Source organism: Lentilactobacillus dabitei (assembly GCF_019061365.1).
Classification (GTDB): Bacteria; Bacillota; Bacilli; order Lactobacillales; family Lactobacillaceae; genus Lentilactobacillus; species Lentilactobacillus dabitei.
In genome coordinates, this window is the sequence record NZ_JAHPPD010000006.1 from 11,656 (window position 1) to 23,840 (window position 12,185).

Genomic DNA, 12,185 nt, shown 5'->3' on the forward strand with positions numbered 1-12,185 from the left:
GAGCAGATGTTTAAAAAAGTATTAGTGGCTAATCGTGGTGAAATTGCCGTCCAAATTATTCGGGCACTGCACGATATGGGCATCACGGCGGTAGCAGTCTATTCTAGTGCTGATAAAGACAGTTTGTTCGTTCACTTAGCTGATGAGGCAATCTGTATTGGTGGGCCACAACCGACCGAGTCGTATCTCAATATGGCTCAAATCATTAGTGCTGCTAACCTGACTGGGTGTGAAGCAATTCATCCTGGCTACGGATTCTTGTCAGAGAACGCCGAATTTGCGGAACTCTGCGAAACCTGTCATATCAAGTTTGTCGGTCCCAGTCACGAATTGATTTCGCTGATGGGAGATAAATCAAATGCCAGAGAAGCCATGGAAAAAGCTGGCGTGCCAGTAATTCCTGGTAGCCAGGGAGTTGTCAAAACAACCAGTCAAGCAGAAACAGTTGCAGAAAAAATTGGCTTCCCAGTCTTATTGAAGTCAGCTGCAGGTGGCGGTGGTAAGGGAATTCGTGAGGTTGATCGACCAGAAGATCTTCGTAGTGCCTTCGAGCAGACTCAACAAGAAGCCCGGGTATCGTACAACAACGATGATATTTATGTCGAAAAATTGATTCGAAATGCCAAACACGTCGAAATGCAAGTCATTGCCGATGAATTTAACCACGTGGTCTATCTGCCAGAGCGGGATTGTTCCCTTCAGCGGAACCACCAAAAGGTGATCGAGGAAAGCCCCTGTGTCCTGATTTCACCGACTGAACGGAAAAAATTGGGCGAAATTGTTGCCAATGCAACTTTAAAATTAGGCTATACCAATACAGGGACCTATGAATTCTTGATGGCCGAAGACCACCACTTTTACTTCATGGAAATGAACACCAGACTTCAAGTTGAGCACACGATTACCGAAGAAGTGACCGGTATCGAATTGGTTAAAGCCCAGCTGAAGGTTGCTGATGGGCAAGAGTTGCCATTTACGCAAGCAGATGCAGCCGTAAAGGGACATGCCCTTGAGTGTCGCCTCAACGCCGAAGATCCTAGTCATAACTTCGCTCCCCGACCAGGTCGGATTAATCGTTTGTTCTTTCCGGCTGGGTCACTCGGAGTTCGAATTGATTCCGGGGTCGCCCAGGGAAGCTTTATTTCACCATTCTATGATTCAATGATTGCCAAAGTGATCGTTCATTTGAATGATCGGAATACCGTAATTGCCAAGATGAATCGAATTCTAGGGGAACTCGAGATCAATGGGGTAGTGACTAATCAAACCTTCTTAAAGTATTTGATTAACACTGCTGAATTTAATTCCGGCCAGTATTCAACCAACTTTATCGAAAATCAGGTTTTAACGAACAAGGAGGGATTCCATGTTGCAGAGTCGGTTTAAAATGCCCAGTCATGACGAATTAGTCAAACGAATGGATGCAATCCCCGACCATGTACTGCGGGAATGCCCAATTTGTCATGCCAAGTTTTTATCGATGAGGTTGGGCCGTGACCATACGTGTCCAAAGTGTGGGTATGGTTTTCGGATTTTGGCCAAACGGCGTGTCAAGATCACATTTGATAAGTTCACTGAAATTGATCAAAATATCACGGTTCCTGATCGATACACTGATGAGAAGTATCGAGCTAAGATTGCCAAAGCCAAGAAAGTAACTGGTCTTAACGAAAGTGTGCTGACTGGAATTGGGTCGCTGAATAAGCAACAGGTTGCTGTGGGCATTATGGATCCATTTTGGATCATGGGTAGTCTGGGCAGTGCAACCGGTGAAAAAATTACCCGGTTGTTTGAACTGGCCACTCGAAAGGATTTACCAGTGGTCATGTTCACCTCTTCAGGTGGTGCTCGGATGCAGGAAGGCCTACACTCCTTGATGCAAATGGCAAAGGTTTCCAGTGCCGTTGCGGAACATAGTGCGGCTGGGTTATTGTACATCGTGGTTCTTTGCGATCCAACGACTGGTGGGGTGACTGCCAGTTTTGCAATGGACGGGGACATCATTTTAGCTGAACCACATGCTTTAGTGGGATTTGCCGGTCGTCGTGTAATCGAACAAACAATCATGCAAACACCCCCAAAAGATTTTCAAAGCGCTGAAACCGTCATGAAACATGGCTTCATTGATCAGATTGTAAAACGGTCCGACATGAAGAAAACACTGACCCAACTCCTCCGCTTACATACAAAGGAGAATGCATATGGTTAATAAAACAGCCTATCAGCGGGTTCAAGGTGCTCGTAGAAAAGATAAAATTTCGACTGCAGAGCTGATTCATGGTTTGACAACTGACTTCTTTGAGCTCCATGGCGATCGATTAGAGGCGGATGATCACGCGTTGATTGGTGGAGTTGGTTTGTTGAACAACCGGCCAATCACGGTTGTGGGTATCCAAAAGGGCGCTGATACTGACGAGAATATTGACCGTCATTTTGGGAGTTCGACGCCACAAGGTTATCGCAAAGCACTACGCTTAATGAAGCAAGCTGAAAAATTCCACCGGCCCATTTTGGCGTTGGTTAATACACCAGGCGCCTGGCCAGACGTGGAATCCGAATATCATGGTCAGGGCTCAGCAGTTGCTCAATGTATCATTCAGGGGATGCAGCTCAAGGTACCTTATATCAGTATCATTGTTGGCGAAGGTGGGAGCGGGGGAGCTCTCGCCTTGGCATGTGGTGATCAGGTGTTGATGTTTGAGGACAGTATTTACTCCGTTCTCTCGCCCGAAGGCTATGCAAGTATTATGTGGAAAGATTCTTCAAAGGTGCAACAGGCTGCCGAAGAACTTGGGTTAACTCCAGAGAGTTTACTGAAAGATGGTATTATTAATCAAATTATTCATGAATATAAACCTGGTGATGATTTAAGTGATTTGCGCGACTTCTTGGACAAACAGTTTACCGAACTCGAGAATTTGCCAATGAGCGAATTAATTGAACAGAGACAACGACGGTTTAGAAATTATTAATTAAAAATAAAATGGAGGCCCAATCATGAGTGGCTTTTTAGATGGTAAAACAATCGTAATCATGGGGGTTGCGAATAAGCGAAGCATTGCTTGGGGATGTACTCAGGCAATTATGAACCAGGGCGCAAAAGTTGTCCTGACGTATCAAAATGATCGGATCAAGAAGAGTCTGAAGCGCTTTGTTCCCGAAGACCTGGACTTACTTGAATGTGACGTTTCAGAAGATGAAAACATTGAAAAGGCGTTCGCTGAAATTGGCGACCGCTATGGTAAGATTGACGGTGTCATTCATGCCATTGCTTATGCTGACAAGGATACATTGACTTCTGGATTGGTTAATACCACTAAAGATGGGTATGATTTAGCCCAAAATATCAGTGCTTATTCATTAATCGCAGTTGCCAGATATGCTCAACCAGTGCTGAACAATCCAGCCAGCATCTTGACGTTGACTTACTTTGGTTCCACTCGGACAATCCCTAATTACAATATGATGGGCGTTGCCAAAGCCGCTTTGGAAGCCAACGTCCGTTATTTGGCATCAGATTTAGGTGCGACTGGTATTCGAGTGAACGCAATTTCTGCTGGGGCCGTTAAGACATTGGCAGTTACTGGGATTAAACATCATGGCGAGTTATTAAAAGAATCCGAATCACGGACAGTTGATCAAAAGAGTGTTACAACTGATGAAATTGGTAACGTTGCTGCCTTTTTGATGAGTGATTTGTCAACTGGAATGACCGGCGATGTGGTATATGTTGATAAGGGCGTTCATCTGATTTAATCAGGACGGTCAATTGTCAAAGCCGGCGAGGAAAATGAGGTAATAAAATGGCGGATCATCAATCACAGATTTTACGAGCATTATTGGAACTGGATAACCGTTATATTTCCGGAAATGAACTTGCTCGGCACTTCAACATCAGTCGGCCGGCCGTTTATAATAACATTCAAAAGCTTAAGCAAAAGGGGCATCTGATTGAGACGAAGAAGGGCTTGGGATACAGCTATCAGAAGTCAAAATGTTTTGATGCTCAAGTGATCGATCATTATCGAGTGACAACTTACCCGGTCAGAACGCACGTGTTTGATCGGCTAACTTCAACCAATGATTACGCTAAGCAGTACGGCACCGAAAAAACGGTGTACAAGCCCCAGATCTTCGTGACGGATACCCAGACGAAAGGGCGTGGGCGCTTGGGTCGGCGATTTTATTCACCAGCCAAGACCGGTATCTATATGAGCCTGCTGATTCCGATTCAAACTCGCCAAACGTTGCATTCCGGGTTAATCACAACTGGCACAGCCGTCTGTGTAGTTCGTTCACTTCAACCCTTTTTTCCACAGGTCGATTTTCGCGTGAAATGGGTCAATGATATTCTTGCTCATGACAAAAAATGTGGTGGGATTTTGACTGAGACAACTGCCAGTCTTGAAGATGGCTCTCATGAAAATGTGATCGTGGGGATTGGTCTCAACGTTGATTCAGATGACTTTCCGGATCCGATTAAACACAAAGCCGGCGCAATTGTTGCTCATAGCCAAATTGACCGCAATAAGATTGTGGCCAAGATTATCGACAATTTCTTTTACATGTATCAAACTTACCAAACTGGCAATTTTTTGTCGGAATATGCGCAATTATCAGATATCCTGGGTCGAAAGATTCGGGTCGAAATGGGCAGCCGGGTCTATCTGGGCATTGCTGATCATTTCGATAATGAAGGGGCATTGGTGATGAACACTGATTCAGGGCAGCTGACAGTTTCTAGTGGTGAAGTGACGAAAGTTTATTTACCAGAGAATGGTTATACTGGCTGAGCTAATCCATTACATTTATGGTTAACTTGGATTGGGGTTCACTTAACCGTTAACAACTCATAGGAGCGTTTAGATGAAAATCAGAGAAATTGTTCAAACGGCACTGATTACTGCAACCATTATTATTTTGGGAATGATCCCACCGTTACCACTTGGTTTCATTCCGGTTCCAATTGTGATGCAGAATTTGGGAATCATGTTAGCAGCCGTGATTTTAGGACCCAAAAAAGGAACCCTGGCGATTTTCGGGTTCCTCTTGCTGGCGTTGATTGGTTTTCCAGTGCTCAGTGGTGGTCAGGCAGGGCCTGCAGTTTTTGCCGGACCAACTGGCGGCTATTTGCTCGGGTGGTTATTAACGCCACTCATGATCGGCTATGGTCTTTCCCGGCCATTTATTAACCGTCGTTGGAGTCGATTAAGTATTATCTGGTTCGCCGGCGTCTTATTGGTCGATGTTATCGGCTCAGTCTGGTTATGGCTGGTCAGCCCGATTTCATTGATTGGGTCACTCGTGTCAAATTTGGCATTTATTCCGGCGGATACATTGAAAGCAGTGGCTGTTTATTTGGTGGCCGGGAGAATGCGGATTTGGAATAAAGAAACCACTCGTTTATAAGAATACAAAAATTGATAGTGTCCGACAGATAAGGCTCATCATTCGAAATTCGAGAATTTGAATTTCGGATGATGGGCCTTATCTAGTAACGGACGATTTTAAAGTGGCTTTATTCAGAATTTCAAGGGAACTGAGAAGTCGCTTGATTGTTGACGAGGTTGAATTTAACGGGTGCGTTTTTGACTCCAAAATTGAATCGCTTTTTCGAGATGATCCAGATCAATAGAAGTCACGCTGCCATCACCATTTGTTATCGTCAGACTGGGCAAGGCGGTAATGCCAATCCGGTTAAAAAGGGATTGGTAGTCATCTGGGTCAGCATCAGTAAAATCGAAATAATAAGCCTGTATCGAATTTAATTTCAGCGCGTATTTCAATTTAGGAACAATGAGGCGACTCAGTCGATCGCGAGGGCTGCCAATAAAAATCAATTTGAACTGAGATTCTTGAATCAGGGCGGTTAGTTTCTGCAGATCGACTGGGGAAATAAGCTTGGAAGGTTTCATCTCTTTGCGGTAGCGATGGCTTTCGAATGCTAAAATGATGGTTTCAAATAAGTGCCAGTTAAATATTTTTGAAAGGATCATCAAAATTAATAACGGCAGAGAAAAGATGTACAATGTCAAATCAATACAGAAAAGTAATAGGATTTTAAATATAATCGAATCATAGCCACCCGGGATAAGCACTGTCGCATTACTGGTCTGAACCGCTAAAAAATAGGCAGAACTATCCACCCCACGATTCAAAGCGCTCTCGCTTGTGGCCCCGGGGTTGTCTCGAGTATTCCGAATAAGGGCTCGAAACCAAATTAATGAAACCGGAAAAAAGAGCAACCCGGTTAAACTATTAATGAGATCAAAGGGTGTGATCGTGGTTCTTAAAGCATATGTATTTGTCAAATGGCTCAAAAATAAAATCATGACAAAATAGATGAAACTCAGCAGGTAAATGCCGATGATTGAGAGGATTTTCCGCATGTTGAGGCCTCCAATTGGTGAATGATTGAGAACCGGATAGCAGATAGCACTTTGTCAAGAATGGATGAGTTGAAAAATCTATCGGCAGGGCCCATAAATTTCACCGCGTCAATTTAATGGTGAATTCTCGGAACTCTATTGATCAAACGTGCAATCTGGGTAACCGTTGTTCGTAATAAAAGCCCCATGATGATAACAATCAGTAAATACTTTGGCAAAAAGTAAGCGAAGCCGAGGTAAATAATGCTAACGCCAAGCATGACTTGAGCTGAACGGATTTCCTCACGATCGTGGGTCGTTACTTCAGTACCGTTTTTCTCGGCCAAGTTGGCAACTTCTCTGAACATTAATGATTGAGTAAAATTTACTAAAATGATCACGACAGAATAAGCGATGGCACTGTCACGACTAAGAAAGCTGTCGTTAAGCCATGATGTTGCAAACGGGGTTAAGCTGATGAAGCATAAGTAGTAGATGTTAGTGATCGTTAACATGGGGGTTGCCTGCTTAACTCCACTGAGTAATTCTTGATGATAAACCCAGTACTGGGAGACAATTGCGAAACTAATAAAGTAAATGACCAAATGTTTAAACAGTTCAGTCAGCGGCCCGACTGATTCGCTGATGGGTGATTTGATATCCAAGACCATGATTGTCAGGACCACAACAAAGATTCCGTCAGAAATGCCGACTAAGCGCGATTTTGAGTAGTGAAACATAAGAATTCCCCCTCAGATGATTCCATTATGGTCATCATTTTACACCAGAATCAATCAGGTGGTTGATAGTGATGGCCTAATTTGGAAGTTGGTATTGGAAATGCAAAAGGGCCGAGGCAAAACGGTTCGTTTTGTCCCGGCCCTTGAAAAGTTTCCACTAAGTCAAGTCGTTAAAATGTATGGAAACAATATCGTCATTACCTAAACTTCTTCAATTTTGCCCGTTGCAATTGGTAAGGTGGTGTGTTGATCATACTGACCGACAGCCCCTTGAATTGTGTCTGGCAAAACCATTGAATCGGGAACACCATGGATGTAAATGACCCGTTTTTCTAACTGTAGGTTATGATCATGAAAGACTTCATTAAATTTATCACTAATTTCCTTTAGCGGCACTTCCTTTTTGTAGTGGAAATGGCCGTTTGCGTCAGAGACTGGGTAAGTATCCGTTGGAATTGCCATCTTTTCAGGTTGGTCGTTAAACGGCACCATGGTTGTTCCCGAAACTGGTTCGGTTTCTGGTAGGTCAACATAGCCATCATGATTGGTATCCTGGGCAATTGTTGCTGGTTGAGCATCTTTACCGTCGGGGAACCCATGAAAATGCATCCAATGCTGGGTATTAGGTGAAGTATGATCCATTGTGATTTCAACTGTTAATGTATCCTTGTCAACCGTAAAAGTGGCTTCACCAGTTGGATTAATCCCAATTTTGTCGCCATTCAGTGCAGTGATCTTTGCTTGATACTGTTTTGCCACTATAACCACGCTCCTTAAATAATTTAATGATCTAAGTTCAATATAGCACCTAATTAGGTTGTGGACAATTGATATTTCCAATTTATGGTGAAAAAAGGCTTCTCATTTACAATCTATAATCAAGATTGTAAATGAGAAGCCTTGTAGATACGGTAACCGGTTGGTTTTCGCACGCTCATTTTAGTGGAACAACAAATTCAATCCCATGACCATGACGATACCAACAACAGAAATCACGGATTCAAGCACCGTCCATGTCTGTAATGTTTGCTTGATTGTCAAATCGAAATATTCTCTGAACATCCAGAAGCCGGCATCGTTAACATGTGATGCGGCAAGGGAACCGGCACCAATTGCCAAAACCATCAGTGCTGGATCAACGCCTGCTTGAGCCATCAATGGGGCAACAATTCCTGCGGCGGTTAATGAAGCAACTGTGGCGGATCCTAAAGCAACCCGGAGCACAACGGCGACTAACCAGCCTAAGATTAATGGCGAGATAGATGAGCCTAAGAACAATTGAGCAACGGCTTTACCAACACCACCGTCAATCAGAACTTGTTTGAAAGCACCACCACCACCAATAACCAAGAGCAGCATGGCAATTGATTTGACGGCATTTTCCAAGGATTCCATGATTTGAGCTGTCGTTCGTTTCCGAGCCCAACCCATGGTATACATTGCGAAGAATAATGAAATTAACATTGCGATACTTGGTGAGCCGATGAAGGCAATGATCGAATCCAATAAGCTCGGATTCTTTGGATCGACCCCACCGTTGACCGTCATTTTATAAATTGTAGAAATAGCTAGCAAAATAACTGGGAATAAGGCGGTTAAAACGGAAAGGCCAAACGAAGGTGATTCTTCAGGGGTGAACTCTTTTACTTCACCGATTGAAGAAAGGTTACCTTTACGTTCAAAGGCAGCTGGCGCATATTTTCTGGCGATCTTTGAGAACAGAGGACCAGCAATATATGCGGCAACAATGGCAATGAAGAATCCAAACAACAGAACTTTACCATCATTGGCACCCAAAACTTGCGCAATGGCAACTGGTGCTGGATGAGGTGGCAAGAAGCCGTGGGTAACTGACAAAGCAGCTGCCATTGGAATTCCTAAATAAAGGATTGGCACACCGGCTTCAACGGCAATTGCGAAGACGATTGGAACCAGTAAAACCATCCCGACTTCAAAGAACAAGGCAATCCCTAGGATGAATGACGCAATCATCACGGCAACTTGCAGCCAGGCTTTACCAAATCGTTTAATCAAGGTTTCGGCGATCATATAGGCACCACCGGAATCCGATACCAGTCGACCAAGCATGGCACCAAACCCAAAGACCATTGACAATTCACCAAGTTGGCTACCGATACCATTTGATACCGAATCGGCAACTGTCCCGAGTGGCATTCCCAACATGACAGCTGTAATAACGGCTGTTAGAATCAACGAAACGAATGTATTAATTTTGAACTTGATAATCAAGACCAGCAAAATAATGATCCCGATTAACAGAGCAAGTAATTTAAGTAACATGATTTTTCCCCTTTTCTATCATTACTTGGAGCGACTGGGCTCATTGTTTACCAACTATCCCTCTTTGTTGGCATCAGTGTCTTCGTGCTCATGGCGGCGCTGATAATCTGCAATATGCTTGTATTCAGTTTCCAAGGAGCGGCTTAATCGGATATAAATTGGAATCAATTCTCGATAAGCGTTGAAGTTCTTCGGTTCTGGGTGATGGACAACCGTTGTACCGACAAAGTTTGAAACGTCGCTCAAACTGTCAATTAAGCCTAAGCTATACATCCCAAGGGTTGCGGCTCCTAAGGCTGTGCTTTCAAAGCTTTCTGGAATGGCAACATCTTGTTCAAAAATGTCAGTTAACATTTGGCGCCAAAGGGCAGAACGGGCGAAACCGCCACTTGCTTGAATACTCTTCGGCCGGCCAACGACTTCTTCCAAGGCCAACATGACGGTGTACAAGTTATAAACAATACCTTCCAAGACCGCTCGAATCATGTGAGCCCGAGTATGGGTGCGATTCAGGCCAAAGAATGAACCGCGGGCATTGGCATCCCAAATAGGGGCCCGTTCACCGCCCAAGAATGGGAAGAACAAGAGTCCATCGGAGCCTGCAGGGATCTTAGCGGCAATTTCTGTCAATAAATCATATGGATCGATGTGCATTTGTTCGGCAGTGACTTTTTCTGGTGCACAGAGTTGATCACGGACCCAACGGAAGACGACACCACCGTTATTAACCGGTCCGCCGACAACCCACATATTCTTAGCTAGGTAATAACAGAATACCCGGGCTTTTGGATCCGTTTTTGGCTTGTCAGTGACAACTCGAACCGCTCCTGAAGTCCCAATTGTAACGGCAACAACTCCTGGCTGAATGGCGTTCACACCAAGGTTAGCCAATGGGCCATCGGAAGCCCCAATGATAAATGGTGTGTCTATGTCAATCCCCAACACCTTTGCATATTCTTCGTGCATGCCAGTTAGCTGGTAAGTTGTATCGACAAGCTCAGGCAGTTGATCCCGGGTGACGCCGGCAATCTTGAGTGCTTGGTTGTCCCAATCCAAGTTATAAATATTGAACATCCCAGTGGCGTTAGCGATGGAATAATCTTCCTTTAACACCCCAAATAATTTGTAGAGAATGTACTCTTTAATTCCAACGAACCAACGAGCTTTTTTGAAAAGATCCAGATGATCATTCCGAAGCCAAATCAACTTGGTTAGTGGCGTCATTGGATGAATTGGCGTTCCAGTATGCTGGTAAATTTCCATTCCTTCAGGACTGTGCTTCAACTCATCAGCGTACTTAACTGCTCGGTTGTCTCCCCAAGTAATTGCTCGGGTGAGGGGGTTGTGGTCTTCGTCCAATAGAATCAGGCTATGCATTGCACAAGAAAAAGCAACCCCTTTCAATTCTCCTTTCTTTAAATTCGCTTTCCGCAGGATTTCGGTGATCCCATCCGACATTGCGGAAAAAATTTCTTCAGGGTCTTCTTCGGCCATGTCAGGCGTATCCTGATAAAGGGGATAGCCATCGTTTGAGTAGCCGTGAACTTTGCCGTGGATATCGTACAAAACAGTTTTGACACTGGTTGTTCCAATATCGACACCTAGTGTATAATCCATATGAATAACTTCCTTTCGATTATGAAGTAAAGCAGTTGGTTATTGTGCTGAATTAATATAAAATAATAGCGGAGTCATCATTGTCCTTATAAATGATGGGTTCTAAAACCAGCACCACCTCGCAATAAACTTAGCATTTTCACTGCTATACTTCAAATAAAGTGTCTGTTAATTTTCAGATGGGTGTAAACGCCACCAAGTTATTATATGGAAATCAATTTCACAATGCAACTATTTTGATGTAAAATATTTACAATAGAAAACTATGGATTTATCAGCTGAACAGCTAGAAACGAAAGGTGATCAAAATGAGCTCGCCAGTTCAATTATTAAAACAATCATTTGAGGATTTAAGTCGGACAAACAAGAAAATTGCCCGCTATGTGATCGACAATCCACAGGCAGCCTCTGAAGCAAATATTGAAGACTTAGCAGCGAAGACCGAAACGTCGACGGCTTCGGTTTCTCGTCTGGTTAAAACGTTAGGCTATGGGAACTTCCGTGAATTTACGTTATCGTTGGCCTATACACAGCTGCGTCCCCAGAACCTACCAATTTTTAAGGATATTGATGCGAACGACTCGCTTTCAACCATCGCTGACAAGATTTTTACCAGTTCGCAACGGGCCATCCGGGATACCCGCAATCGGATTGATGAAAATGATTTTGCCCGCGCCGTATTGAGGATCATCCACTGTCGGCGCCTTGGCTTATTTGGCCTTGGTGGTTCGTCTGTGATCGCCCTTGATGGTTATCATAAGTTCCTGCGTACCTCAATTGACTGCTTTTACTATCCAGACTTTGACGTTCAACTTATGCAAGCAGTAAAATTAGGTGAAGATGACTGTGGCATTGTTGTGTCACATTCCGGCAAGAACCGGCAAACATTGAAGATTGCTGAAACCCTCAAGCAGCGCAAAGTCCCTGTAATCGGCATTACCGGTTATCAGGATTCACCGCTTGCCAACCATAGTGACATTACTTTCGTTTCATCCAGTGATGAGTCTAATTACCGCTCCGAAGGGATGTACTCGCTGATCGCCCAAATGACGATTATCGATACGTTGTTTATGATGGCAACTGTTCGAATGGGGCCGGCAACTGAAGATACCATTCAAAATGTTCAAAATATTATTGAAAGTACTCGCAGCTAAATTTT

13 protein-coding genes are annotated in these 12,185 nt (G+C 43.9%); 8 read left to right on the plus strand and 5 right to left on the minus strand.

Annotated elements, in window-relative coordinates:
• The first annotated feature begins 6 nt into the window (after positions 1 to 6).
• The 6 genes from accC (at position 7) to KTE19_RS01695 (ending at position 5,409) form a co-directional block, all read left to right on the plus strand.
• Positions 7 to 1,386, plus strand: a complete 1,380-nt coding sequence (gene accC, locus KTE19_RS01670) for an acetyl-CoA carboxylase biotin carboxylase subunit (RefSeq protein ID WP_217341464.1) — start codon at positions 7 to 9, stop codon at positions 1,384 to 1,386.
• Entirely contained in the window at positions 1,367 to 2,209 is an 843-nt protein-coding gene (locus tag KTE19_RS01675) for an acetyl-CoA carboxylase carboxyltransferase subunit beta (protein ID WP_013855211.1), read from the plus strand. The genes accC and KTE19_RS01675 overlap by 20 nt, the downstream gene beginning before the upstream one ends.
• Entirely contained in the window at positions 2,202 to 2,972 is a 771-nt protein-coding gene (gene accA / locus KTE19_RS01680; protein ID WP_013855212.1) for a carboxyltransferase subunit alpha, read from the plus strand. The genes KTE19_RS01675 and accA overlap by 8 nt, the downstream gene beginning before the upstream one ends.
• Positions 2,973 to 2,997: 25 nt before the next feature.
• The gene (fabI, locus tag KTE19_RS01685) at positions 2,998 to 3,756 is read left to right on the plus strand and encodes an enoyl-ACP reductase FabI (protein WP_217341465.1); all 759 of its coding nucleotides are present in this window, start codon (positions 2,998 to 3,000) and stop codon (positions 3,754 to 3,756) included.
• Positions 3,757 to 3,803: 47 nt separating this feature from the next.
• A complete protein-coding gene (locus KTE19_RS01690; protein WP_003630368.1) occupies positions 3,804 to 4,793 on the plus strand; it encodes a biotin--[acetyl-CoA-carboxylase] ligase in 990 nt (329 codons plus the stop codon).
• Between the two features lie 73 nt (positions 4,794 to 4,866).
• On the plus strand, positions 4,867 to 5,409 hold the full coding sequence (locus tag KTE19_RS01695; protein ID WP_217341466.1) for a biotin transporter BioY: 543 nt from the start codon (positions 4,867 to 4,869) through the stop codon (positions 5,407 to 5,409).
• Between the two features lie 164 nt (positions 5,410 to 5,573).
• Here the strand turns inward: KTE19_RS01695 and KTE19_RS01700 are convergent, their stop codons facing one another.
• Positions 5,574 to 6,389: a hypothetical protein gene (locus KTE19_RS01700; RefSeq protein ID WP_217341467.1), complete on the minus strand. Its 816-nt coding sequence runs from the start codon at positions 6,387 to 6,389 to the stop codon at positions 5,574 to 5,576.
• A 113-nt stretch (positions 6,390 to 6,502) separates the two neighbouring features.
• A complete protein-coding gene (locus KTE19_RS01705; protein WP_217341468.1) occupies positions 6,503 to 7,108 on the minus strand; it encodes a TMEM175 family protein in 606 nt (201 codons plus the stop codon).
• A 16-nt stretch (positions 7,109 to 7,124) separates the two neighbouring features.
• Here KTE19_RS01705 and KTE19_RS01710 point away from each other — a divergent pair, with 16 nt between their 5' ends.
• Entirely contained in the window at positions 7,125 to 7,313 is a 189-nt protein-coding gene (locus KTE19_RS01710; protein WP_217163618.1) for a hypothetical protein, read from the plus strand.
• On the opposite strand, the gene KTE19_RS01715 is transcribed toward KTE19_RS01710, so the two are convergent.
• From KTE19_RS01715 to gntK, 3 genes are all read right to left on the minus strand, one after another.
• Positions 7,310 to 7,867 carry a hypothetical protein gene (locus KTE19_RS01715; protein WP_217341469.1) on the minus strand — a complete coding sequence of 186 codons (558 nt, stop codon included), beginning with the start codon at positions 7,865 to 7,867 and terminating at the stop codon, positions 7,310 to 7,312. The genes KTE19_RS01710 and KTE19_RS01715 overlap by 4 nt on opposite strands.
• A 180-nt stretch (positions 7,868 to 8,047) precedes the next feature.
• The gene (locus tag KTE19_RS01720) at positions 8,048 to 9,409 is read right to left on the minus strand and encodes a gluconate:H+ symporter (protein ID WP_217341470.1); all 1,362 of its coding nucleotides are present in this window, start codon (positions 9,407 to 9,409) and stop codon (positions 8,048 to 8,050) included.
• Positions 9,410 to 9,463: 54 nt separating this feature from the next.
• Complete coding sequence (gene gntK, locus KTE19_RS01725; protein ID WP_217341471.1) at positions 9,464 to 11,026, minus strand: gluconokinase; 1,563 nt, start codon at positions 11,024 to 11,026, stop codon at positions 9,464 to 9,466.
• A gap of 308 nt (positions 11,027 to 11,334) precedes the next feature.
• Between gntK and KTE19_RS01730 the strand changes: the two genes are divergently transcribed.
• Complete coding sequence (locus tag KTE19_RS01730) at positions 11,335 to 12,180, plus strand: MurR/RpiR family transcriptional regulator (protein WP_217341472.1); 846 nt, start codon at positions 11,335 to 11,337, stop codon at positions 12,178 to 12,180.
• Positions 12,181 to 12,185 lie beyond the last annotated feature (5 nt).

What these genes read in the sequence shown, in the direction of transcription:
- KTE19_RS01710 (WP_217163618.1), top strand. Translation starts at nt 7,125, where the DNA reads ATGATTCCATTATGGTCATCATTTTACACCAGAATCAATCAGGTGGTT.
- KTE19_RS01700 (WP_217341467.1), bottom strand. Translation starts at nt 6,389, where the DNA reads ATGCGGAAAATCCTCTCAATCATCGGCATTTACCTGCTGAGTTTCATC.
- KTE19_RS01695 (WP_217341466.1), top strand. Translation starts at nt 4,867, where the DNA reads ATGAAAATCAGAGAAATTGTTCAAACGGCACTGATTACTGCAACCATT.
- fabI (WP_217341465.1), top strand. Translation starts at nt 2,998, where the DNA reads ATGAGTGGCTTTTTAGATGGTAAAACAATCGTAATCATGGGGGTTGCG.
- KTE19_RS01690 (WP_003630368.1), top strand. Translation starts at nt 3,804, where the DNA reads ATGGCGGATCATCAATCACAGATTTTACGAGCATTATTGGAACTGGAT.
- KTE19_RS01675 (WP_013855211.1), top strand. Translation starts at nt 1,367, where the DNA reads ATGTTGCAGAGTCGGTTTAAAATGCCCAGTCATGACGAATTAGTCAAA.
- KTE19_RS01720 (WP_217341470.1), bottom strand. Translation starts at nt 9,409, where the DNA reads ATGTTACTTAAATTACTTGCTCTGTTAATCGGGATCATTATTTTGCTG.
- gntK (WP_217341471.1), bottom strand. Translation starts at nt 11,026, where the DNA reads ATGGATTATACACTAGGTGTCGATATTGGAACAACCAGTGTCAAAACT.
- accC (WP_217341464.1), top strand. Translation starts at nt 7, where the DNA reads ATGTTTAAAAAAGTATTAGTGGCTAATCGTGGTGAAATTGCCGTCCAA.
- KTE19_RS01730 (WP_217341472.1), top strand. Translation starts at nt 11,335, where the DNA reads ATGAGCTCGCCAGTTCAATTATTAAAACAATCATTTGAGGATTTAAGT.
- KTE19_RS01705 (WP_217341468.1), bottom strand. Translation starts at nt 7,108, where the DNA reads ATGTTTCACTACTCAAAATCGCGCTTAGTCGGCATTTCTGACGGAATC.
- accA (WP_013855212.1), top strand. Translation starts at nt 2,202, where the DNA reads ATGGTTAATAAAACAGCCTATCAGCGGGTTCAAGGTGCTCGTAGAAAA.